We start from the raw sequence: 23,756 nt of genomic DNA on the forward strand, positions 1-23,756 counted from the left end.
TGATAAACTATGCCTTCAAATCGAGCTTATCGCGAGTAAATCTATGAAAATCGGCATCATTGGTGCAATGGAAGAAGAAGTTACGCTGCTGCGTGACAAAATCGAAAACCGTCAAACTATCAGCCTGGGCGGTTGCGAAATGTATACCGGCCAACTGAACGGAACCGAGGTTGCGCTTCTGAAATCAGGCATTGGTAAAGTCGCAGCGGCGCTGGGTGCAACTCTGCTGCTGGAACACTGCAAGCCTGATGTGATTATTAACACCGGTTCCGCGGGTGGCCTGGCGCCAACGCTGAAAGTGGGCGATATCGTTGTCTCGGACGAAGCACGTTATCACGACGCGGATGTCACGGCGTTTGGCTATGAATACGGTCAACTGCCTGGCTGCCCTGCAGGCTTCAAAGCTGACGATAAACTGATCGCTGCCGCCGAGTCCTGCATTGCCGAACTGAATCTTAACGCTGTACGTGGCCTGATTGTTAGCGGCGACGCTTTCATCAACGGCTCTGTTGGTCTGGCGAAAATCCGCCACAATTTCCCGCAGGCCATTGCAGTAGAAATGGAAGCGACGGCTATCGCTCACGTTTGCCACAATTTTAACGTCCCGTTTGTGGTGGTGCGCGCCATCTCTGACGTCGCCGATCAACAGTCTCACCTTAGCTTCGACGAGTTCCTGGCCGTTGCTGCCAAACAGTCCAGCCTGATGGTTGAGTCACTGGTGCAGAAACTGGCTCATGGCTAAGTCACTCTTCAGGGCGCTGGTCGCCCTGTCTTTTCTTGCGCCACTGTGGCTCAACGCCGCGCCGCGTGTCATCACACTTTCCCCCGCTAACACCGAACTCGCATTTGCCGCCGGGATCACGCCGGTAGCGGTCAGCAGTTATTCCGACTATCCGCCAGAAGCACAAAAAATAGAGCAGGTTTCCACCTGGCAAGGGATGAATCTGGAACGTATTGTGGCGCTAAAACCCGATCTGGTCGTAGCCTGGCGCGGGGGTAACGCCGAGCGGCAAGTTGACCAGCTTGCTTCGCTGGGAATAAAAGTGATGTGGGTCGATGCGACAAGCATTGAACAAATTGCCGATGCGTTACGTCAACTGGCCCCGTGGAGCCCGCAACCTGACAAGGCCGAGAAAGCCGCGCAAACCTTGCTGGAACAGTATGCGCAACTCAAAGCTAAATTCGCCGATAAGCCTAAAAAACGTGTTTTCTTACAATTCGGCATTAATCCGCCGTTCACCAGCGGAAAAGAGTCGATTCAGAACCAGGTACTGGAAGTTTGCGGTGGAGAAAACATCTTTAAAAACAGCCATGTTCCCTGGCCGCAGGTTAGCCGCGAACAGGTATTAGCACGCGCGCCACAGGCTATTGTCATCACTGGCGGATCGGACCAAACTCCTAAAATCGAGCAATACTGGGGTGAACAGCTCAAAATTCCCATTATTCCTCTCACAAGTGACTGGTTTGAACGTGCAAGCCCACGTATTATCCTCGCTGCACAACAACTCTGTAATGCGCTTTCACAAGTGGATTAGCGCCTGACCTTTTCAGGTGCTCAGTGGGGATTGAACAATGCTCGTCTATTGGCTGGATATAGTCGGCACAGCGGTATTTGCCATCTCCGGCGTTTTACTTGCCGGAAAATTGCGTATGGACCCTTTTGGCGTCCTGGTATTAGGCGTGGTTACCGCGGTAGGCGGTGGAACCATTCGCGACATGGCGCTGGATCACGGTCCGGTATTTTGGGTGAAAGATCCCACCGATCTGGTCGTTGCAATGGTAACCAGCATGCTGACGATCGTCCTGGTACGCCAGCCAAGACGCTTGCCGAAATGGATGCTGCCGGTGCTGGATGCTGTTGGGTTGGCAGTCTTTGTTGGCATTGGCGTCAACAAAGCCTTTAATGCGGATGCGGGTCCATTGATTGCGGTATGTATGGGTGTTATTACGGGCGTTGGCGGCGGGATCATTCGCGATGTACTGGCGCGCGAAATCCCCATGATTTTACGTACAGAAATCTACGCAACAGCCTGTATTATCGGCGGTATTGTCCACGCTACGGCTTATTATACGTTTTCCGTCCCGTTAGAAACGGCCAGTATGATGGGGATGGTGGTAACGCTATTGATTCGACTGGCAGCTATCCGTTGGCATCTTAAACTGCCGACGTTTGCGCTGGATGAGAATGGGCGTTAAAGAGAGTAGATGTGCCGGATAGTTTATCCGGCACATTAGCAGCAGATTAGATGCTGAAGGAAGAACCGCAACCACAGGTGCTTTTCGCGTTCGGGTTGGTCACGATGAAACGCGAACCTTCCAGTCCTTCAGTATAATCAACGGAACCACCAACCAGATATTGCAGGCTCATTGGGTCAACGACCAGGCCAACGCCCTGTTTTTCGATGGTCATATCGCCTTCGTTCACCTGATCATCAAAGGTGAAACCATACTGGAAGCCGCTGCAACCGCCACCGGTGATATACACGCGTAATTTCAGATTCGGGTTATCTTCGTCAGCGATCAGGCTTTTAACTTTGTTGGCTGCTGCGTCGGTAAACTCCAGCGGCAGTGCTACGTCATCACTCATATTTTGCTCCAAACGACATCGGCAATTGGGCAAATTCTAACCCAATAATAATCGCCATTATCTAATACCCTGGTATTTCGTTCAAGTATTCTCGCTGGCTGGTGCGGCCTTGGCTCGCGCCAGTTGCTCCGCTTCCTGTTTCGCCAGCGTGCGCGCAAGAATCGCCGAGTATAGCGGTTTCCCGCCGGTAAATTGCGCTAATAGTGTTGCGCCAAGACCGGTAATAATCATTGGCAAAATGAGCTGGTAGTTATCGGTCATCTCCAGAACCAGAATGATCCCCGTTAACGGCGCGCGAATAGATGCCGCCAGTAATGCCCCCATTCCGGCAATAGCAAACGTCCCCGCCTCAAGGTGATATTGCGGAAACAGCTCAACGGCAACCATTCCGAAAGCGGTTCCCAGCACAGTACCCAGCGCCAGCATCGGGGCAAAAATACCGCCCGGCGCGCCGGAAGAGAAGCAGAGTAAGGTGGTAATGACCCGCGCGACGAAGATAAACACCAGCATTCCCATGCTGAAATTCCCCGCGGTAGCGATAGGAATCAGGTTAAAACCGCCGCCCGACGTTGCTGGTGCCACAAACCCCAGCAATCCACACAGACCTCCAATCGCACCGCCCATCAGTACCCATTTGGTAATATTGCCGCCGTGCACGCGATGCAGCAAATCCTGCATCCCCAGCACCCATTTATTAAAAATAGGGCCGAAGATACCAAAAATAATACCGAGGATCAGATAAAGCCAAAGCGTATTGAGCGGGGCGTCAGAAAGTTTACCGACATCAATAAGTGCAACTTCGTGGTTAAATACCCGGTACATAATGGTCGACATAATGACGCCAATAAATACCGCTTTAATCGAAATTAGCGTATAGCGAAACTGCGGACGCATCTCTTCAATAATAAAAAGAATACCCGCCAGCGGCGCATTAAAAGCCGCCGCCAGACCCGCCGCCGCACCGGTTGCCAGTAACGTATGGCGAGCTTCGTCACCTTTCATGCGGAAAATATCAAGCACCATCCGGCCAATATTACCGCCAATCTGCACGGTTGGCCCTTCGCGCCCCAGGACCATACCGCCGCCCAGCGTCCCCAGACCACCAAAGAATTTCACTGGCAATACACGCCACCAGCGAACGGGACGTTGATCTTCCAGCGCCCCTTCAATTTCCGGGATACCCGAACCACCCGCTTCCGGCGCGTATTTGCGCACCAAGAAATAACCGAACATCGCCAGCGCTGCCGAACAGAGAAAAGCAACGGTTAACAGAAGTGGGTAATTATCGGCAGTATGTACCAGCGCGCCCATTCGTTGGTTCTGCAACCAGGCGACACCTTTGTCAAAAGCAACCGCTGCCAGCCCGACAAGGGTACCGACGACCGCCGCCATAAACAAAATAGCTAATGGCGTTTTATCACGCTCAAGAAGCTGGCGAATGAGTTGTCTGCGTCGCAGACGCGCAGCCTGCGGTATTTCATAAGAGGGAGTATCAGTTTTCATCCAATGATCACATATTGGTCATACAAATAAGATGACGGCATTTTACTCGCACATTCAATGAAAATCCTTTGCAAAGCGTAATGTTTCAAATGCACAAAACTTTTATACTCTACGAAGTCAAAGTTGCAGTAGTAAAAGCAACTTGTTGACGAGTATTTAACTTGTTATGAATAACCTAGAATAGCAGCCATTCACTTTTTCTACGAATCAGGAACCCCTCCATGAGTAAGTCTGAAAATCTTTACAGCGCAGCGCGTGAGCTGATCCCTGGCGGTGTGAACTCTCCTGTTCGCGCCTTTACTGGCGTGGGCGGCACTCCACTGTTTATCGAAAAAGCGGACGGCGCTTATCTGTATGATGTTGATGGCAAAGCGTATATAGATTATGTCGGTTCCTGGGGGCCGATGGTGCTGGGCCATAATCATCCGGCGATCCGTAACGCAGTGATTGAAGCCGCCGAGCGCGGTCTGAGCTTTGGTGCACCGACCGAAATGGAAGTGAAAATGGCGCAACTGGTGACCGAACTGGTGCCGACGATGGATATGGTGCGCATGGTGAACTCCGGCACCGAAGCGACAATGAGCGCCATCCGCCTGGCCCGTGGTTTTACTGGCCGTGACAAGATCATTAAATTCGAAGGTTGCTACCACGGTCACGCTGACTGCCTGCTGGTGAAAGCCGGTTCTGGCGCGCTCACTTTAGGGCAGCCAAACTCACCGGGCGTTCCGGCGGATTTCGCTAAACATACCTTAACTTGTACTTATAACGATCTGGCCTCTGTACGCGCCGCGTTCGAACAGTACCCGCAAGAGATTGCCTGTATTATCGTCGAGCCGGTGGCAGGCAATATGAACTGTGTTCCACCGCTGCCAGAGTTCCTGCCAGGTCTGCGCGCGCTGTGCGACGAATTTGGCGCGTTGCTGATCATCGATGAAGTAATGACTGGCTTCCGCGTGGCGCTAGCTGGCGCACAGGATTATTACGGCGTGGTGCCAGATCTCACCTGTCTGGGCAAAATCATCGGCGGCGGAATGCCGGTAGGTGCCTTCGGCGGTCGTCGTGATGTGATGGATGCGCTGGCTCCGACTGGCCCGGTGTATCAGGCGGGTACGCTTTCCGGTAACCCGATTGCGATGGCCGCCGGTTTCGCCTGTCTGAATGAAGTCGCGCAGCCGGGCGTTCACGAGACACTGAATGAGCTGACAACACGTCTGGCAGAAGGTCTGCTGGAAGCGGCGGAAGAAGCGGGAATTCCGCTGGTCGTTAACCACGTTGGCGGCATGTTCGGTATTTTCTTTACCGACGCCGAGTCCGTAACATGCTACCAGGATGTGATGTCCTGTGACGTCGAGCGCTTCAAGCGTTTCTTCCATATGATGCTGGACGAAGGTGTTTACCTGGCACCGTCAGCGTTTGAAGCGGGCTTTATGTCCGTGGCGCACAGCATGGAAGATATCAATAACACCATCGATGCTGCACGTCGGGTGTTTGCGAAGTTGTGATCCAACATTGTTTGCCGGATGCGGCGTGAACGCCTTCGTTTGTAGGCCCGATAAGACGCGTCAGCGTCGCATCGGGCATTATTTGTCGGATGCAACGTGAACGCTTTATCCGACCTGGAATTCAGGACCGTTTGTAGGCCCGATAAGACGCGCCAGCGTCGCATCGGGCATTGTTTGTCGAATGCGGCGTGAACGCCCTATCCGACCTGGGGTTCAGCGCCGTTATATGGGCAAATTAACGGCTCTGCTTTCTCAGCAAATAGATAAAATATGGCGCGCCGATAAAGGTCGACAGCAGCCCCGCCGGGATCTGGAACGGAAACAGCACCATCCGCCCACACCAGTCAGCGAACACCAGCAGCAACCCACCCACCAACGCCGAAATCACAATATGTGGCATCGTCCGTCGAAAGCCCATCATCCGCGCAATATGCGGTGCCATTAAACCGACAAAACTCAACGGTCCAATGGTCATTGTCGCGGTCGCCGTAAGGCAAGCCGCTAGCATCAGCAATGCAATTCGCGTCGGCGTTAGCGCCATCCCCACGGCCCGCGCGGTATCACCACCCAGCGGTAAAATGGTCAGCCAGCGGCGGCACAGCGGGGTAATCGCCAGCAAAATCACCATCACAATCCCCGTGCGCCAGACCTGCGCATCGGTCGCGTTGTAGGTCGAACCAGAAATCCAGGTCAGCACTTGCGCCATTCGCGGGTCACCGCTCGCCTGCAACATCATCAAAAGCATGGTGAACGCGGTGCTTAACGCCATCCCCGCCAGTAACATGCGGTGTGGGGAAAATCCACCGCGTCCGGCGGCAATCATAATGATCAACAGCGTCACCGCCGCGCCGAGACTTCCCGCGGGTAACAGCCAGCCAAAGGCATTACCCGGTACCAGAAACAACATCAACACCACGCCAAACGCCGCGCCAGAGCTTATCCCCAGCACTTCTGGGCTTGCCATCGGGTTTCCGGTCAGCCGCTGAATAATACAGCCCGCCACCGCCAGCATGACGCCCGCAAACAACGCCGCCATAATTCGCGGCCAGCGCCAGGGCATCAAATCCTCGAGCAACGCCCCGCTCGCCCACGTCCAGCCGTGCGCATCACGACCAAACGACAGCGCCACCGCCACAGCAATCAACAGCAGCACGCCGCCCGCGAGGGCAAACGCCAGCACGTGTTGGCGTTCAGCCGCGACACGATCGTTGACCTTCATATCCGGCGCGCTAATGCTGCGTAAACGCGGCAGCAGCCACAGCAGCAGCGGCGCACCGATCAACGCAGTGACCGAGCCGGTAGAAACTTCCATCCACACGCGAGTCAGCCAGAGGATGATTTGATCGGAAAGCCAGAGGATCAGCGCCCCAATCAGCGACGCCAGCATCAGTCGCGGCAGCAGACGCCGCGCGCCCAGCATTTTTGCCAGCAGCGGCGCGAACAAGCCGATAAAGCCGATAATCCCCACCGCGTTCACCAGCAACGCACTGATGACAATCGCCAGCGACAGTGCCGCCAGACGCGCCAGCGACAAGGCCAGCCCCAGATTGCGCGCCACGCCATCATCAAGCCCCATCAGGGTTAACGGGCGAAGTAGCAGTAACGTCAGCATCACGCCGCCCAGCAGCTGCGGCCATAAACGCTCAACGCCGCCCCAGTCGGTTTGCGTCAGCGTTCCGGTGCTCCACAGGAACATGCTTTGCAGCTGGTCGTGATGGAAGATAACCAGTAGCTGATTAATTGCCCCGCAATAAAGGCTCACCACCAGCCCCGCGAGGATCAGCGTTACCGGCGAAAGCCGTTTCCCCCACGCGACGCCAAAAACGATTAAGCCAACGACACAAGCGCCCGCCAGCGCAGCAAACTGGCTCGCCATCGCACCGGGGATCGCCCAGAGCGTCGTGACGGTAATCCCCAGTTGCGCGCCTGTAGCAACGCCCAACGTCGTCGGTTCCGCCAGCGGGTTACGCAGCACTTGCTGAAACAGCACGCCCACCAGCCCCAGGCCCGCGCCCACCAGTAGCGAAATCGCCAGACGCGGCAGCAAGCTGTAGTGAAAAATCATCTGCTCGATGACATCGATATCCGGCGACCAGGCAGCCTGCGCCCATTGGCTACGCGGCAGCGCCTGCGAAAAGTTCATCCAGGTCAACGCCGTAGCGACAATCACCAACAGCGCCAGCAATAACGCCGGGAAAAGCGCAATTCGTTTACTCACGCTTTACCTCCGATGGCGTTATCCAGAATACGTACAAAGTGCATTGCCGAAAGCGTCGCACCATAAAACCAGACTGCGGGTACGCGCTGAAAGCGTCCGGCGCGGACAAACGGCATGGCCTGCCACAGCGGGGTTGCCATTAGCGCATCCATGTCTTTGCTGTTGTCGTGATCAAAACAGAGCACATCAACATCTTTATACGCCGCCAGACGATCGATACTGACGGTAGTACTGCCCCAGAAATTGGTTTCTCCCTGCCAGGCATTCACAATGCCGTATTCATCGAGAATTTCCTGGAACAGGCTGTTTGGACCGAAGACCAGCATATGGCGCGGATCGAGAAGCGACGTCAGCAATAACGGGCGCGCTCCACGCTTCACAAAGCGGGGTTTCATGCTGCGGATAAAGTCTTCATATTGCGCTAAATGCGTTTCTGCTGCGCTTTGTAGATTAAGTAAATCCGCCATTTCCGTCAGCGATTTACGCGCCATCGCCAGCGGCTGTTTGCCGTCGCTGAAGTTAAATCCGCGTCCCGGCGCAATGCGTGCCAACATTTCTGGCGAAGGGCCATATCCCGCCGACCAGACCATAAACGACGGTTTCATTTCGGTCAGCAGTTCAAGGTTAGGTTCTGTACGCAAACCAACGTCAATCACCGAATCTGGCAATGGCGGTTCGCTGACCCACAGGCGATAGTTAATGGTGTCTGCCACACCGTAAGGTACGATGCCGAGCGCCAGCAGTAATTCCACCGGCAACCACTCCAGCGCCACAACGCGATGTGGATCAATAGCCGCCGCACGGGCGGTATTCATCTGCCATAGCAACGGAGAAAGCGCCATCGCCGTTAACAGTCGGCGGCGCGAAATAAGAGGTAAACCGCTCATCAATAAACAAAACTCACAGGTGCAGCACCCGCCGGATGCGGCAAAATCCCCATCGGGATGCCATAAATCATTTCGAGGGTTTCGCCGCGCATAATTTCCGCAGGCGTTCCCTGAGCAATCATTTCACCACCGCGCAGGGCGACCAGATAATCACAATAGCGCGCCGCCATATTGATATCGTGCAGCACAGCAATGACCGTCAGACCACGTTCCTGACTTAAACGATGCACCAGCGCCAGCACGTCAACCTGGTGGGCGATATCCAGCGCCGAGGTCGGTTCATCCAGCAGCAGGCAACGGCTGTCCTGCGCCACCAGCATGGCGATCCACGCTCGCTGACGCTCGCCGCCGGAGAGACTATCGACCAGCCGATGCGCCAGCGGTTTTAAGCCAACCAGCGAAATCGCCTCTTCGACCTTTTCGCGATCTGCCGCGCCAAAGCGCCCCAGCGCACCATGCCACGGGTAACGACCAATCGCCACCAGTTCACGCACGGTCATCCCTTCTGCCGGAGGAAGTTGCTGCGGCAAATAAGCCACTTTGCGGGCGAATGCTTTGCTACTCCAGCTTTCCAGCTGCTGGGTATCAAGAAGGATTTCGCCTTCCGACGGTGGCTGATGACGGCCAAGCATTTTGAGCAGAGTGGATTTACCAGAACCGTTGTGACCAATCAGACCGGTCACTTTCCCGGCAGGAAAGGTTAACGACAGCGGATGCAAAAGCGTGCGCCCTGGCACACGAAAGGAGATATTACGCAGTGCAAAAGTGGTATCGGAATGATTCGTGTATTCCTGCATAACAGCCAACTTGTGAAGCGGGCACGGAAATCCGTGCCCCAAAGAGAAAATTAGAAACGGAAGGTTGCGGTTGCAACGACCTGACGTTCTGCGCCCCAGAAGCAGCCATAGGTGTTAAAGCAGCTGGCGACGTATTCACGATCGAACAGGTTGTTAACATGCAGCGCTACGTTGGAGCCAGCCATACCGACTCGCGCCAGATCATAACGCACTAACGCATCCACGACCGTATAACTTCCCACTTTAAAGGAGTTCGCCGGATCGCCGTAGCTGGAGCCAGTATAACGACCGCCAGTACCCAGCGTCAGACCTGAAAGTGGACCGTCAAAGAAGGTGTAATCAGCCCACAGAGAAGCCATGTGTTTTGGCACCTGCGCAGGCGTATTGCCTTTGTAGGTGGTATCGGTGGTGTATTCCGCGTCGGTATAGGTATAAGAACCGACCACGTTAACACTCGCCGACAGCGCCGCTTTTGCTTCGATCTCTACGCCACGCGCACGGATCTCGCCACCTTCAACCGAGAAGAAGGAACCCTCAGGATCCGCCATCAGGTTGTTGGTTTTGGTGAGATTATACAGCGCGCCAGTCACCACAATTGGGCGATCTTCCGGTACGTATTTCACGCCGACTTCGTACTGCTTACCTTTAGACGGTGCGAAAATATTACCATCCTTCCCGACCTGTGAAGAAGGTTCAAACGATTCGCTATAGCTGAAGTACGGTGTTACGCCGTTATCAAACAGGTAGTTAACGCCACCACGCCAGGTGAACTGTTTGTCATCACGCTTGTCTGTCGTTCCCGCTACGCGGTTAAGAGATTCTTGATCCGCCCAGTCGTAACGACCGCCCAGAGTGACCAGCACTTTATCCCACTGCGCCTGATCCTGAACGTAAATACCCGTTTGCTTCTGCTTATTCAGAATGCGGTACGGGCCGGAGTTTGCCGGATCTTTGGCATTGAAATCGAAATCGGTATTCACCGGATTGTACAGATCGAGCAGTGGCACAGAGTCGTCGTAACCAAACCAGGCGTTGATGTCATTACGCATACGCATAAAGTCGACACCGGTCAGCAGGGTGTGGTCGATATCGCCAGTGGCGAATTTGCTTTGCAACTGGGTATCAACAGAGAAGTTTTGCAGCTTCTCATCATCAACGACGTATTTACGCGCCAGATAATGGCCTTTATCCGCTGGCGCTAAAGATGCACACTGCTGGCTGTAAGCATTCGCCGGATCGGAGCAGACGCCGTAACCATAAACGCTGTTTTGCGAGGTTTTGTTTTCAGCAAAGCGCAGGTTCTGACGCACAGTAAAGGTGTCGTTAAATTCGTGGTCGAAGCTGTAGCCAATCATCTTCTCATTACGAGAATAGGTGTTGTTCTTCGCCCCTTCGTTAAAGTCAGTCGGCAGACGCTTACCGTTTGGCAGCGTATCGACGGTCCCTTCTTTCGGCAACCAGCCGTAATAACCGGTTTCCGGTTCATTCTGGAAGTAAGAAAGGAAGGTGAAATTGGTTTTATCGTCCGGACGCCAGGTGAACGCTGGAGCAATAGCATAACGCTGCTCTTCCGCGCCCTTTTGCTGGGCATTGGCAGAGCGCGCAAGTCCGGTCAGACGATAAGAGTAAACGCCATCATCATCCAGCGCATCGCTGAAATCAAAACCGGTCTGGAACAGGCTATCAGTCCCTGCTTTAAACTGAATTTCTTTCAGCGGTTCGGTGGTCGGGCGCTTGCTGACCATATTCAGCAAGCCGCCAGGGCTGCTTTTTCCGTACAGCACAGATACCGGACCACGCATGATTTCAGCGCGCTCCAGCATATACGGGTCGATGACCGCATCGTTATAGAAGTTGCCCTGCATCTTCAGGCCATTCAGATAGTTGTTCTGGCTTTGACCGTCAGCTGCGAAACCACGGATGATCAGGTAATCGTAAGTGTTGGATGCGCCACGGGTTCCCACGGCAACGCCAGGGGTGTAGCTAAGCGCCTCTTTAACTGACTTCGGCTGATGCAGCGCCATCTCTTCGGCGGTCACAACAGAAATAGACTGTGGCACTTTTTGAATCGGCGTATCTGTTTTGGTGCCGGTGGCGGACTGTCGCGCCGCAATAGTTGCAGCCGGCCCCCATGCGCTTTCTTGCGGCGCAGGTGCAGCGGTAACGGTGATAGTGTCTTCTTTCGGTTCAACCGCTGCCTGTGCATAAACAGACATGCCGCTAACCGCTGTGGCTACTACAACTGCGATTTTACGCAGCGAGTGTTTTGGCTGAGCAGTTTTGGAACGCGCCATTGGTATATCTCTGATGAAAGTGAATGATAATGTAAACGAGAATGATTATTATAAAGATAAAATAATATTCGAAACGGCGAGACGATAGCAAGCAGTACCCATCAGAGATCCAACCAAAGGGTCAATAAATAACCAGATGAAAAGAAAGGGTTAATGCTTTTGGAGGGATGTTATTTTACCGGATGGCTACTCGCCATCCGGTATGTCACGCTTAGACGTTAATTACTACCAAACATATCCTTGATCCAGCCTGCCACGCCGTCGCTGTCTTTCTGCTGCTGTTGAGCAGGTTGCTGTTGCGGCTGTGAAGACTGATCAAATGGATTGCCTGACGGCTGCTGCTGTACCTCACTCTGCTGGCACAGCGATTGCGGATCGCTGGTCCAGACCGGCAAAGTACGCATACCACCGCTGCAAACAAAGTTACCATCGTAATCCACGCCCATATCCACGATATCTTCCGGCGGTACAAGATTCAGCGGCGTTGGTGTCTGATTAGCCAGATAACGCTGGTAAATCGACATCGCCCCGCTGGCACCGTACAGCTTAGTCGGCTGGTTGTTATCGCGGCCGACCCAGGTGATAGTCACCGTGCTGCCGTCAATGCCCGCAAACCAGGTATCAACGTTGTTGTTGGTAGTCCCCGTTTTCCCTGCCAGATGCAGATTTGGATATTTCGCCCCAAGCTGACGCCCTGTACCACGTTGCACCACTTGCTGCATGGTCCACAGCGTCAGATACGCCGCCTGCGCCGGAACTGCGCGTTCCGCCTGCGGGAAGCTCTGATACAGCACCTTACCATCTTCCGCGATTACCGAACGCAGCGCAGAAAGCGGCGCGCGGTTACCGCCGCTGGCGATAGTCTGGAACGCCTGCGCCACTTCGATTGGCGTTAAGTTCAGCGCTCCCAGCAACATTGCCGGAACTGGATTCAACTGGTCTTTCGGCACGCCCAGTTTGATCCAGGTATCCGTAACCGCAGGCAGCCCCAGCGCCATCCCCAGATTCACCGTCGGCACGTTCATCGAACGGGTCAACGCATCCACCAGCATCACTCTGCCGCTTTCGCTATAGCGACGATCATCGTTCTGCGGTGACCAGACCTGACCGTTCGGCTGACGCAGCGCGATTGGCGCATCAGCAATCCACGTGTTCAGGCGATAGATTTTCGGCTGGCTTAACGCCGTAAGGTAAGTCGCTGGTTTTGCCAGTGAACCAATCGAACGACGCGCCTGCATCGCACGGTTGTAGCCCGCGAACTGCGGTTCAGCCCCCCCGACCATCGCACGGACTTCGCCACTAAAGCGGTCAACGACGACAATCGCCGTTTCCAGATCGCTCAACTTACGCTGTTTCTTCAGTGCAGGAATGCCTTCTACGGCAGCTTTTTCTGCCGCATCCTGAGCCACTGAGTCAAAAGTAGTGAAGATCTTCACACCAGAGAGATCTTTCACCTTATCGCCCAGTTTCGCCTGCAACTCCTGACGCACCAGCTGCATAAAGGCTGGCTGAGGAGAGATTACTCCGCCGCGTGGCTGTACGCCCAGCGGTCGCGCACTCAGCATTTCATACAGTTCGCCGTCGATAATCTGCTGTTGTTGCAGCAAACGCAGCACCAGGTTACGTCGCTCCAGCGCCAGTTTCGGATTACGCCACGGGTTGTAGATCGACGCGCCTTTCACCATGCCAACTAACAGCGCCTGCTGGTCAAGGCTCAACTCTTCTACCGGGCGACCAAAGTAGTACAGGCTCGCCAGCGGGAAGCCACGAATTTCGTTGTCGCCGCTCTGACCGAGATACACCTCGTTCATATACAGCTCAAGAATGCGATCTTTGCTGTAACGTGCATCCATGATCAACGCCATATAGGCTTCGTTCGCTTTACGCCAGTAAGAACGTTCGCTGGAGAGGAACAGGTTTTTCACTAACTGTTGCGTCAGTGTACTCGCCCCCTGCACCGTGCGTCCGGCTGTCAGGTTCGCCAGCACCGCACGTCCAATGGAGTAGAGGCTGATGCCATCATGCTCGTAGAAATGACGGTCTTCTGTCGCCAGCAAGGTATCTACCAGCAAGTCCGGGAAACCACTGCGCGGCACAAACAGACGCTGCTCACCATTTGGTGAGGAGATCATGGTGATCAGGCGCGGATCAAGACGGAAGAAACCGAACTGACGGTTGTTCTCCATATTGACGATGGTCGCCAGATGATCACCATCAAAAGTCAGACGCGCACGCACCTGCCCTTCTTTACTGTCCGGGAAATCAAACGGACGGCGGATCATTTCAATGCTGTTGGCCTGCACGGTAAATTCGCCAGGACGGGTCATCTTCGACACCTGACGATACTGAGTCGCCTCCAGCAGTTTCACCATCTCGTTCTTGCTGATGGTCATATCTGGTTCAAGGTTAACCATTCGGCCATAGACCGCCGCTGGCAACTGCCAGACCTTGCCATCAATACGGCTACGAATTTTTTGATCGAGATAAACGCCGTAAATGGCGATCAGCACGGCAAAAACGATAGCCAGTTTTAGCAGCAGCCATAACCAGCCGCGTTTGCCACGAGGCTTACGCCCTTTTCCTTTGCCCTTTCCTTTGCGCGGCATCGGTTCTTCGTCCTCATAGTCATCATAATCGTCGTAATCATCGTCGTCTTCGTAACGACGACGGCTTACCTTTTGTTTGACTGGACGCGTCGGTTTCCCTTTGCGTCCAATTGGCTCGCGGTCATTCCCGGCCATGCTTTTTCTCCGCAATATTCAGGCGCAAAAGCCCGATTTTCTGTTCTTCTGTTGCAATACAGAAGAAGATATCTCTCAAAATGCTTTTCTCCCTCTCCCTGTGGGAGAGGGCCGGGGTGAGGGCATCAGCGCGCACATTGCCCCTATGCCCGTTTACCAACCTTACGAATACTTTTTCGTCCGCCGCGTTGGTGCGGTATTCGCCGGGTCGTCCGGCCAGACGTGTTTGGGATAACGCCCTTTCATCTCCTTTTGCACCTCACGATACGCCCCTTTCCAGAAGGCCCCCAAATCACGGGTGATTTGCAGCGGCCTTTGGGCGGGTGAAAGCAACTCCAGCACCAGCGGCACACGCCCCTGGGCGATTGTCGGATTGGTGGCTTCGCCAAACATCTCCTGCATTCTTACTGCCAGCGCAGGTGGGTTATCTTCATGATAACGAATGGCGATCCGACTTCCCGTCGGCACAGTGTAATGCGCAGGCAGGGAACTCACCAGACGTTGCTGCATTCCCCAATCGAGTAATCCATGCAGCGCCTGGTAAATATCGACTGATTTCAGGCCACGTAGCGAATGTACACCGCTCATATGCGGCAACAACCACGTTTCAAGCGTCGCCAATAAACTCGCGTCATCGACCGCTGGCCAGTCATACTCTGGTAACCACTTCGCAGCGCACAGTAAACGCAGGCGTAGCTGTTCCGCTTCTGGCGTCCAGTTGAGGACGTTTAATCCTTTATCGCGTATACCGTTAAGCATCGCCTGATGTAATTCTTCTTCCGAAGGTTTCGCTAGTGGCTGCACTTTTACCGTGAGCTGGCCAATTTGCAGCCGACGCCAGGCTTTCAGCGTGCCTTGAGCATCGTCCCACTCCACAGTGTCAGACTGCTGCACCAGTTGCGGGCAACGTTCTACTAACGTATCAATATCGACCGGCAGCGCCAGCAAAATCCGCGCATCCGGCGAGGCGCTGCCCTGCAATAATAACGGTGCGATCAGCCATTCGTGGCGGTTTAACGCGTCGTCGGCATCCAGCATCGCCCCCATGCCGTTCGCCAGTTGATAGCGACCATCTTGCCCACGCCGACGAGCAATACGATCGGCAAACGCTCGGGTGAGTAGCGGCGCAATAAGCGAACTGTCCTCCTCACCGCCGCGAACGTTTAAGCGTTTCAACAGTTGCTGACTACGTTGCTGCCAGGCTGGTTGATTACGCGAGAACGCCACGCCAAGATCGCCATTCCCCATCCGTGGCGGTTCTTCGAGTATGGCGGCAATTTTTGCGGCGGTAGCCGCTTCATCGTCACTCTTCGCGCTCACCAGCATTGCCGCTAAACGCGGATCGTTACCCAGCGCCGCCATTTTTTGCCCTTGCGCACTAAGCCTTTCACCGTCCAGCGCCCCCAACATGTGTAACAGACGTTTCGCCGCCTGTAGATTCACCGCTGGCGGGTGATCCAGCCAGTTCATCTGTGCCGGATCGCTACATCCCCATTGCAGTAATTCCATCAACAAACCGGAGAGATCGCTTTGTAAGATCTCCGGTTCACTTTGCGCTGCGGCGCGTTCCGCCTGCTCTTTAGCGATTAAATGCAGGCAAATACCTGGCTCCAGACGCCCGGCGCGCCCGGCACGTTGGGTCATCGACGCCTGGCTAACGCGCTGAGTGATCAACCGAGTAAGACCCGTACGCGGATCAAAGCGCGCTACCCTTTCCTGGGCGCAATCCACCACCAGACGGATACCTTCGATGGTTAGACTGGTTTCAGCGATGTTGGTCGCCAGCACCACTTTGCGCATTCCTTGCGGCGCAGGGAGGATAGCTTTTCGCTGATCGTTCAGCGACAACGCGCCATACAGCGGGCAGAGCAACACATCACTGCCGATACGTGACGCCAATTGCTCCTGCACGCGCTGAATTTCTCCGACACCAGGTAAAAATAACAGTAATGACCCAGTTTCCTGGCGCAGCAATTCGGCGGTAGCGGCAGCTACTGCTTCGTCAAAGCGTTGGTGTGCAGGCAACGGCAAATAGCGGCGCTCCACCGGATACGAGCGCCCTTCGGAAACAACAACGGGCGCTTCTGGCAGCATCTGCTGCAAGCGATCGTTATCCAGCGTAGCCGACATAATTAGCAGCTTTAAGTCATCGCGCAGACCTTGTTGCACATCGAGTAACAACGCCAGCGCCAAATCCGCCTGCAAACTGCGTTCATGAAATTCATCGAGGATCACCAGCCCCACGCCGTTCAGTTCCGGGTCGCGCTGGATCATGCGCGTCAACACGCCTTCGGTGACCACTTCCAGACGAGTATTCGGCCCGACGCAGTTTTGCGCACGCATCCGGTAGCCAACTGTGTCGCCAGGCTTTTCGTTCAGCAGCTCCGCCAGGCGTTGCGCAACGTTACGCGCCGCCAGTCGACGTGGCTCCAACAGGATGATTTTCCCGTGAATCCCTGAATGCGCCAGCAGTTGCAGCGGTAGCCAGGTCGATTTTCCGGCTCCGGTCGGCGCACTTAATAACACCTGCGGCGCATAATCGAGGGCGGCAAGTAATTCAGGTAAGACGGCTGCAACGGGTAACGACGACACAAAACGCTCCAGAGGGTTAACATTCTTCGCGCCACATTGTAGCATCGCGGTAATTCATAACCGAGTGCCTGACATGTCTGAACCGCAACGGCTGTTCTTTGCCATTGACCTACCTGCTGAAATCCGCGAACAGATTATTCACTGGCGCGCCGCACAGTTTCCACCTGAAGCGGGCCGCCCGGTTGCTGCTGAGAATTTGCATCTGACGTTGGCGTTTTTAGGCGAAGTAAGCGCAGACAAAGAGAAGGCGCTCTCACTGCTGGCCGGGCGAATTCGTCAACCCGGTTTTACACTCACGCTTGATGACGCAGGTCAGTGGCCGCGTTCACGCGTGGTATGGTTGGGTATGCGCCAGCCGCCGCGCGGCTTAATCCAACTGGCGAATATGCTTCGTTCTCAGGCAGCACGCAGTGGTTGTTTTCAAAGCAATCGACCATTTCATCCGCATATCACCTTATTGCGCGACGCCAGCGAGGCGGTAACAATCCCACCGCCTGGTTTTAATTGGTCATATGAGGTGAAGGAGTTCACTCTTTATGCTTCCTCGTTTGCCCGTGGGCGTACACGCTACACACCGCTCAAACGCTGGACGCTGACGCAATAAAAAGGATTGTCATAATGGAATTTTCTCCTCCTTTACAGCGCGCCACGCTAATTCAGCGTTATAAACGCTTTTTAGCCGATGTGATCACACCTGATGGTCGTGAATTGACGCTACACTGCCCCAACACTGGCGCGATGACCGGTTGTGCAACGCCTGGCGATACCGTCTGGTATTCGACTTCCGACAATACAAAACGGAAATACCCGCACACCTGGGAATTAACCCAAAGCCAAAGCGGCGCATTTATTTGCGTTAATACGCTTTGGGCGAATAGATTGACGAAAGAGGCTATCCTTAATGGGGAAATTTCGGAGCTATCAGGCTATAGCTCGCTGAAAAGCGAAGTAAAATACGGTGCCGAGCGCAGTCGTATTGACCTCATGTTACAGGCGAGGTTTCGACCTGACTGCTATATTGAAGTGAAATCGGTTACGTTAGCGGAAAATGAGCAAGGTTACTTTCCCGATGCCGTTACCCAACGTGGGCAGAAACATCTTCGGGAGTTGATGAGCGTAGCGGCTGAAGGCCAACGAGCGGTGATTTTTTTCGCTGTACTGCATTCAGCCATTACACGGTTTTCACCCGCGCGCCACATCGATGAGAAATACGCGCAACTATTGTCAGAAGCACAACAGAGGGGAGTAGAAATTCTGGCTTATAAAGCGGAACTTTCTGCTGAAGGTATGGCTCTTAAAAAATCACTGCCTGTTACATTGTAGTAGTGTAAGTAACTGGTTAATTTACATTCTGGTCGCGTGCGCAAATACGCTTTTCCTCACACAGTTGTCAAGTGTTACGTTTAGATAATTGCTATCCGGAAAAGCATCTGCTATTTATAGCGGCCTCATTTTTCCCCCGAACATGGGGATCGATAGTGCGTGTTAAGGAGAAGCAACATGCAAGAAGGGCAAAACCGTAAAACATCGTCCCTGAGTATTCTCGCCATCGCTGGGGTGGAGCCATATCAGGAGAAGCCGGGCGAAGAGTATATGAACGAAGCCCAGCTGGCGCACTTCCGTCGTATTCTGGAAGCATGGCGTAATCAACTCAGGGATGAAGTCGATCGCACCGTTACACATATGCAGGATGAAGCAGCCAACTTCCCGGACCCGGTAGACCGTGCAGCCCAGGAAGAAGAGTTCAGCCTCGAACTGCGTAACCGCGATCGCGAGCGTAAGCTGATCAAAAAGATCGAGAAGACGCTGAAAAAAGTGGAAGACGAAGATTTCGGCTACTGCGAATCTTGCGGTGTTGAAATTGGTATTCGTCGTCTGGAAGCGCGCCCGACAGCCGATCTGTGCATCGACTGCAAAACGCTGGCTGAAATTCGCGAAAAACAGATGGCTGGCTAATTACAGCCGTTCCATCACGTTTACCACAGGCGGGAAATACTCCCGCCTTATTTTTTGTTCAAAGAGATGACAGACACACAGTATATTGGTCGCTTCGCCCCCTCTCCTTCCGGCGAGCTTCATTTTGGTTCTCTGATTGCTGCGCTTGGCAGCTATTTGCAGGCTCGCGCCCGGCAAGGTCGCTGGCTGGTACGCATTGAAGATATCGACCCGCCTCGTGAAGTTCCCGGTGCCGCAGAAACTATCCTGCGCCAGCTGGAACATTACGGCCTGCACTGGGACGGCGATGTTCTTTGGCAATCCCAACGTCACGACGCCTATCGCGAAGCACTCGCCTGGTTACATGAGCAAGAGCTAAGTTATTACTGCACCTGCACGCGTGCGCGTATCCAAAGCATTGGCGGTATTTACGACGGTCATTGCCGAACATTACATCATGGACCAGACAACGCGGCTGTGCGTATTCGGCAGTTGTATCCGGTCACGCAGTTTACTGATCAACTACGCGGAATTATTCACGCCGACGAAAAACTGGCGCGAGAAGATTTTATTATTCATCGTCGTGATGGTTTGTTTGCCTATAACCTGGCGGTGGTGGTCGATGATCACTTCCAGGGCGTCACAGAAATTGTTCGTGGGGCAGATTTAATTGAACCGACAGTGCGGCAAATCTCGCTGTACCAGCTTTTTGGCTGGCAGGTGCCAGATTACATTCATTTACCGCTGGCGCTAAACGCACAAGGCACTAAACTTTCCAAGCAGAATCATGCGCCTGCGTTACCGAAAGGCGATCCGCGCCCTGTGCTAATGGCGGCACTTCATTTTCTGGGTCAGCAGGCAGAAGCGCACTGGCAGGATTACAGCGTAGAGCAAATCCTTCAGTCAGCCGTCAAAAACTGGACGCTGACCGCCGTGCCAGAGTCGGCAATTGTAAATTCAACATTCTCAAATGCGTCATGCTGAGCTATGATTAGCCGCTATTTTTTTGTCCTGAATGATGTTTGACACTACCGAGGTGTATTATTTTTACCCGAGTCGCTAATTTTTGCCGCAAGGTGTTGAGCCGCGAGGAGAGCGAAGCTGAACAGGCAGTCGCCCGTCCACAGGTGACGGTGATCCCGCGCGAGCAGCATGCTATTTCCCGCAAAGATATCAGTGAAAATGCCCTGAAGGTAATGTACAGGCTCAATAAAGCGGGATACGAAGCCTGGCTGGTTGGCGGCGGCGTACGCGACCTGTTACTTGGCAAAAAGCCGAAAGATTTTGACGTGACCACCAACGCCACGCCTGAGCAGGTGCGCAAATTGTTCCGTAATTGCCGCCTGGTAGGTCGCCGTTTCCGTCTAGCTCATGTGATGTTTGGCCCGGAAATTATCGAAGTCGCCACCTTCCGAGGTCACCACGAAGGCAATGTCAGCGACCGCACGACTTCTCAGCGCGGACAAAACGGCATGTTGCTACGCGACAACATTTTCGGCTCCATCGAAGAAGACGCCCAGCGCCGCGATTTCACTATTAATAGTCTGTATTACAGCGTCGCGGATTTTACCGTCCGTGATTACGTTGGTGGCATGCAGGATCTGAAAGACGGTGTTATCCGCCTGATTGGGAACCCGGAAACGCGCTACCGTGAAGATCCGGTACGTATGCTGCGCGCAGTACGTTTTGCCGCGAAACTGGGGATGCGCATCAGCCCAGAAACTGCCGAGCCGATCCCACGCCTTGCTACTCTGCTCAACGATATTCCGCCAGCACGCCTGTTTGAAGAGTCTCTTAAACTGTTGCAAGCGGGCTACGGTTACGAAACCTATAAACTGCTGTGTGAATATAATCTGTTCCAGCCGCTGTTCCCGACCATTACCCGTTACTTCACGGAAAATGGCGACAGCCCAATGGAGCGGATCATTGAGCAGGTACTGAAGAATACCGATACGCGTATTCATAACGATATGCGCGTTAACCCGGCGTTTTTGTTTGCCGCCATGTTCTGGTATCCACTGCTGGAAACAGCGCAGAAAATTGCTCAGGAAAGCGGCCTGACCTATCACGACGCTTTCGCGCTGGCGATGAACGACGTGCTGGACGAAGCCTGCCGTTCACTGGCAATCCCGAAACGTCTGACTACGCTAACTCGCGATATCTGGCAGTTGCAGCTGCGTATGTCCCGTCGTCAGGGCAAACGGGCATGGAAACTGCTGGAGCATCCGAAATTCCGCGCCGCCTACGACCTGCTGTCCCTGCGTGCTGAAGTGGAACGCAACGCCGAGCTGCAACGTCTGGCGAAATGGTGGGGTGAGTTCCAGGTTTCTGCGCCACCAGACCAAAAAGGGATGCTCAACGAGCTGGATGAAGATCCAACACCGCGCCGTCGTACTCGCCGTCCGCGCAAACGCGCGCCGCGTCGCGAGGGTACCGCATGACGGTGGCGTATATTGCCATAGGCAGCAATCTGGCCTCTCCGCTGGAGCAGGTCAATGCTGCCGTGAAAGCATTAGGTGACATTCCGGAAAGCCGCATTCTTGCCGTTTCTTCGTTTTACCGTACCCCACCGCTGGGGCCGCAAGATCAACCCGATTACTTAAACGCAGCCGTAGCGCTGGAAACCGCTCTTGCCCCTGAAGAGTTACTCAATCACACACAGCGTATTGAGTTGCAGCAAGGTCGCGTCCGCAAAGCTGAACGCTGGGGGCCACGCACGCTGGACCTCGACATTATGTTATTCGGTAATGAAACGATTAATACCGAACGACTCACCGTTCCGCACTACGATATGAAAAATCGTGGATTTATGCTGTGGCCGCTGTTTGAGATTGCGCCGGAGCTGGTTTTTCCTGATGGAACAACATTAGACAACTTATTACGAATAAATAAATACGATGAATTAAATAAGTGGTAATACAATAATCTCTTGAATATAAATAAATTCTGAAAATACTTCCCAACAATTGCAATCAATGCTTCCTTTAAGCTACAACCACAATTAATAATATATTCCACCCTCTTAACCTTCCCACCCCATACACTATTTTTTCAACTTTAGATATTTAGTTTTACTTAAAGATGAATTAAGTGGATATATAATTTTTATTATGCACAATATCCCCCCTAATGATGAGCAGATGTAACATTCGGTAAATTCAAGTCCTCATCATTAACAAACCAATCTTTCTAGTCTATCGGGCCTCCCCATGTGCGGACTCCCGATTGAAGTTAAACTCATGGAATATAATTCAAGGATTTTTATGTCTAAAAAATTAGGTTTTGCCCTGTCTGGTCTTATGCTGGCAATGATTGCAGGTACTGCTTCTGCAGATATGGACGGTGGTCAGTTAAATATCAGCGGTCTGGTTGTTGATAACACCTGTGAAACCCGTGTAGACGGTGGTAACAAAGATGGTCTAATCCTGCTGCAAACTGCAACTGTTGGTGAAATCACTGACGGCGTACTGAATGATACCGTTGGTGCTAAAGCTAAACCTTTCAGCATCACCGTTGACTGTAGCAAAGCGAACCCGAATCCAGGTAGCACAGCTAAAATGACCTTCGGTTCTGTTTTCTTTGGTAATAGCAAAGGAACGCTGAACAACGACATGTCTATTAACAACCCGTCTGATGGCGTAAATATCGCTCTGCACAATATTGATGGTTCCACTATCAAACAGGTTCAAATTAACAACCCCGGCGATGTGTATACTAAAACCATGGATGCAACGACAAAATCTGCAATTTATGATTTTAAAGCATCTTACGTTCGTGCTGACGCAAATCAGACAGCGACTGCTGGTTATGTAAAAACTAACACTGCATACACCATTACTTATCAGTAAGTATTCACCAATTAAATTGATTGAATGAATATACAGGGAATAGTATTAATAATTACTATTTTTATATTATTCCCTGTTTTAATTAACTCTGTCAGGGATGGTTTATGTTTTTTAACACCAAACATACAGCAGCTTTATGCTTCGTAACCTGTATGGCTTTTAGCTCATCGTCTATTGCGGATATTGTCATTTCGGGTACTCGCGTAATATATAAAAGCGATCAAAAAAGTGTCAGCGTACGTCTGGAAAATAAAGGGAATAACCCGTTACTTGTCCAGAGTTGGTTAGATACTGGCGATGACAACGCTGAACCTGGCAGTATTACAGTCCCCTTTACCGCCACACCGCCAGTATCGCGTATTGATGCCAAACGTGGGCAAACAATCAAACTGATGTACACCGCCAGTACCTCACTGCCTAAAGACAGGGAGAGCGTATTCTGGTTTAACGTACTGGAAGTTCCACCAAAACCAGATGCAGAAAAGGTCGCGAATCAAAGCCTGCTGCAACTGGCATTTCGCACACGTATAAAACTGTTCTATCGCCCGGATGGATTGAAGGGAAATCCCTCTGAAGCCCCATTAGCCCTGAAATGGTCTTGGTCAGGTTCAGACGGTAAAACGGCATTACAAGTCACTAATCCAACGCCTTACTACGTCTCTTTTAGCAGTGGCGATTTAGAAGCCAGCGGTAAACGCTATCCGATTGATGTGAAAATGATTGCACCATTCAGTGATGAAGTCATGAAAGTCAATGGCCTTAATGGCAAAGCAAATTCTTCAAAAGTGCACTTTTACGCCATTAATGACTTTGGTGGCGCCATTGAAGGTAATGCCCGACTGTAATCAGGCA

22 protein-coding genes are annotated in these 23,756 nt (G+C 53.1%); 12 read left to right on the plus strand and 10 right to left on the minus strand.

From position 1 onward, the window contains the following. The first annotated feature begins 43 nt into the window (after nt 1-43). From mtnN to FEK46_RS11480, 3 genes are read left to right on the plus strand one after another with little or no spacing between them, the layout of a single operon-like run. Nucleotides 44-742 (plus strand): 5'-methylthioadenosine/S-adenosylhomocysteine nucleosidase, encoded by a 699-nt coding sequence (gene mtnN, locus FEK46_RS11470; RefSeq protein ID WP_135560061.1) that lies wholly within the window; start codon nt 44-46, stop codon nt 740-742. Continuing rightward, complete coding sequence (gene btuF, locus FEK46_RS11475; protein ID WP_130205008.1) at nt 735-1,535, plus strand: vitamin B12 ABC transporter substrate-binding protein BtuF; 801 nt, start codon at nt 735-737, stop codon at nt 1,533-1,535. Before mtnN ends, btuF begins: the two co-directional genes overlap by 8 nt. Nucleotides 1,536-1,572: 37 nt before the next feature. Next, the gene (locus FEK46_RS11480) at nt 1,573-2,196 is read left to right on the plus strand and encodes a TRIC cation channel family protein (protein WP_064525034.1); all 624 of its coding nucleotides are present in this window, start codon (nt 1,573-1,575) and stop codon (nt 2,194-2,196) included. A gap of 46 nt (nt 2,197-2,242) precedes the next feature. Here the strand turns inward: FEK46_RS11480 and erpA are convergent, their stop codons facing one another. Genes erpA through FEK46_RS23685 form a run of 4 tightly spaced genes read right to left on the minus strand, consistent with a single transcriptional unit; the run spans nt 2,243 to nt 4,149 of the window. Further along, the gene (gene erpA, locus FEK46_RS11485; RefSeq protein WP_001295564.1) at nt 2,243-2,587 is read right to left on the minus strand and encodes an iron-sulfur cluster insertion protein ErpA; all 345 of its coding nucleotides are present in this window, start codon (nt 2,585-2,587) and stop codon (nt 2,243-2,245) included. Next, nucleotides 2,580-2,645 carry a small protein YadW gene (yadW, locus tag FEK46_RS11490; RefSeq protein WP_120795373.1) on the minus strand — a complete coding sequence of 22 codons (66 nt, stop codon included), beginning with the start codon at nt 2,643-2,645 and terminating at the stop codon, nt 2,580-2,582. The genes erpA and yadW overlap by 8 nt, the downstream gene beginning before the upstream one ends. Nucleotides 2,646-2,668: 23 nt before the next feature. Then, the gene (gene clcA / locus FEK46_RS11495) at nt 2,669-4,090 is read right to left on the minus strand and encodes a H(+)/Cl(-) exchange transporter ClcA (protein ID WP_135560062.1); all 1,422 of its coding nucleotides are present in this window, start codon (nt 4,088-4,090) and stop codon (nt 2,669-2,671) included. Then, nucleotides 4,087-4,149, minus strand: coding sequence for a hypothetical protein (locus FEK46_RS23685; protein WP_214251109.1), 63 nt, complete (start codon nt 4,147-4,149; stop codon nt 4,087-4,089). Before FEK46_RS23685 ends, clcA begins: the two co-directional genes overlap by 4 nt. A gap of 162 nt (nt 4,150-4,311) precedes the next feature. Between FEK46_RS23685 and hemL the strand changes: the two genes are divergently transcribed. Continuing rightward, nucleotides 4,312-5,592 carry a glutamate-1-semialdehyde 2,1-aminomutase gene (gene hemL, locus FEK46_RS11500; RefSeq protein WP_130260753.1) on the plus strand — a complete coding sequence of 427 codons (1,281 nt, stop codon included), beginning with the start codon at nt 4,312-4,314 and terminating at the stop codon, nt 5,590-5,592. A 235-nt stretch (nt 5,593-5,827) separates the two neighbouring features. Here hemL and fhuB read toward each other — a convergent pair whose 3' ends face one another. The 6 genes from fhuB to hrpB all read right to left on the minus strand — a co-directional run bounded on the left by fhuB (nt 5,828) and on the right by hrpB (nt 17,121). Continuing rightward, on the minus strand, nt 5,828-7,810 hold the full coding sequence (gene fhuB / locus FEK46_RS11505) for a Fe(3+)-hydroxamate ABC transporter permease FhuB (protein WP_135560063.1): 1,983 nt from the start codon (nt 7,808-7,810) through the stop codon (nt 5,828-5,830). Further along, the gene (gene fhuD / locus FEK46_RS11510) at nt 7,807-8,697 is read right to left on the minus strand and encodes a Fe(3+)-hydroxamate ABC transporter substrate-binding protein FhuD (protein WP_130204999.1); all 891 of its coding nucleotides are present in this window, start codon (nt 8,695-8,697) and stop codon (nt 7,807-7,809) included. Before fhuD ends, fhuB begins: the two co-directional genes overlap by 4 nt. Beyond that, nucleotides 8,697-9,494 carry a Fe3+-hydroxamate ABC transporter ATP-binding protein FhuC gene (gene fhuC, locus FEK46_RS11515; RefSeq protein WP_135560064.1) on the minus strand — a complete coding sequence of 266 codons (798 nt, stop codon included), beginning with the start codon at nt 9,492-9,494 and terminating at the stop codon, nt 8,697-8,699. The genes fhuD and fhuC overlap by 1 nt, the downstream gene beginning before the upstream one ends. A 50-nt stretch (nt 9,495-9,544) precedes the next feature. Continuing rightward, entirely contained in the window at nt 9,545-11,788 is a 2,244-nt protein-coding gene (gene fhuA / locus FEK46_RS11520; RefSeq protein ID WP_135406072.1) for a ferrichrome porin FhuA, read from the minus strand. A gap of 218 nt (nt 11,789-12,006) precedes the next feature. Continuing rightward, nucleotides 12,007-14,529, minus strand: coding sequence for a bifunctional glycosyl transferase/transpeptidase (gene mrcB, locus FEK46_RS11525; protein ID WP_130257830.1), 2,523 nt, complete (start codon nt 14,527-14,529; stop codon nt 12,007-12,009). A 162-nt stretch (nt 14,530-14,691) separates the two neighbouring features. Beyond that, a complete protein-coding gene (gene hrpB / locus FEK46_RS11530; RefSeq protein ID WP_135560065.1) occupies nt 14,692-17,121 on the minus strand; it encodes an ATP-dependent helicase HrpB in 2,430 nt (809 codons plus the stop codon). 73 nt (nt 17,122-17,194) lie between these two features. Between hrpB and thpR the strand changes: the two genes are divergently transcribed. The 8 genes from thpR to FEK46_RS11570 all read left to right on the plus strand — a co-directional run bounded on the left by thpR (nt 17,195) and on the right by FEK46_RS11570 (nt 23,749). Further along, nucleotides 17,195-17,725: an RNA 2',3'-cyclic phosphodiesterase gene (thpR, locus tag FEK46_RS11535; protein ID WP_135560066.1), complete on the plus strand. Its 531-nt coding sequence runs from the start codon at nt 17,195-17,197 to the stop codon at nt 17,723-17,725. 14 nt (nt 17,726-17,739) lie between these two features. Continuing rightward, a complete protein-coding gene (sfsA, locus tag FEK46_RS11540; RefSeq protein ID WP_130204989.1) occupies nt 17,740-18,444 on the plus strand; it encodes a DNA/RNA nuclease SfsA in 705 nt (234 codons plus the stop codon). A gap of 177 nt (nt 18,445-18,621) precedes the next feature. After that, nucleotides 18,622-19,077 (plus strand): RNA polymerase-binding protein DksA, encoded by a 456-nt coding sequence (gene dksA / locus FEK46_RS11545; RefSeq protein WP_001155227.1) that lies wholly within the window; start codon nt 18,622-18,624, stop codon nt 19,075-19,077. Between the two features lie 66 nt (nt 19,078-19,143). Then, complete coding sequence (gluQRS, locus tag FEK46_RS11550) at nt 19,144-20,040, plus strand: tRNA glutamyl-Q(34) synthetase GluQRS (RefSeq protein ID WP_135409481.1); 897 nt, start codon at nt 19,144-19,146, stop codon at nt 20,038-20,040. Between the two features lie 59 nt (nt 20,041-20,099). After that, a complete protein-coding gene (gene pcnB, locus FEK46_RS11555; protein ID WP_205712810.1) occupies nt 20,100-21,497 on the plus strand; it encodes a polynucleotide adenylyltransferase PcnB in 1,398 nt (465 codons plus the stop codon). Continuing rightward, a complete protein-coding gene (gene folK / locus FEK46_RS11560; RefSeq protein ID WP_130204983.1) occupies nt 21,494-21,973 on the plus strand; it encodes a 2-amino-4-hydroxy-6-hydroxymethyldihydropteridine diphosphokinase in 480 nt (159 codons plus the stop codon). The genes pcnB and folK overlap by 4 nt, the downstream gene beginning before the upstream one ends. Before the next feature lie 346 nt (nt 21,974-22,319). Then, complete coding sequence (locus tag FEK46_RS11565; RefSeq protein WP_135560068.1) at nt 22,320-22,904, plus strand: fimbrial protein; 585 nt, start codon at nt 22,320-22,322, stop codon at nt 22,902-22,904. A gap of 104 nt (nt 22,905-23,008) precedes the next feature. Next, the gene (locus FEK46_RS11570; protein WP_130204979.1) at nt 23,009-23,749 is read left to right on the plus strand and encodes a fimbrial chaperone; all 741 of its coding nucleotides are present in this window, start codon (nt 23,009-23,011) and stop codon (nt 23,747-23,749) included. Nucleotides 23,750-23,756: the final 7 nt, after the last annotated feature.

This window comes from Escherichia sp. E4736, from assembly GCF_005781225.1.
Taxonomy (GTDB): domain Bacteria; phylum Pseudomonadota; class Gammaproteobacteria; order Enterobacterales; family Enterobacteriaceae; genus Escherichia.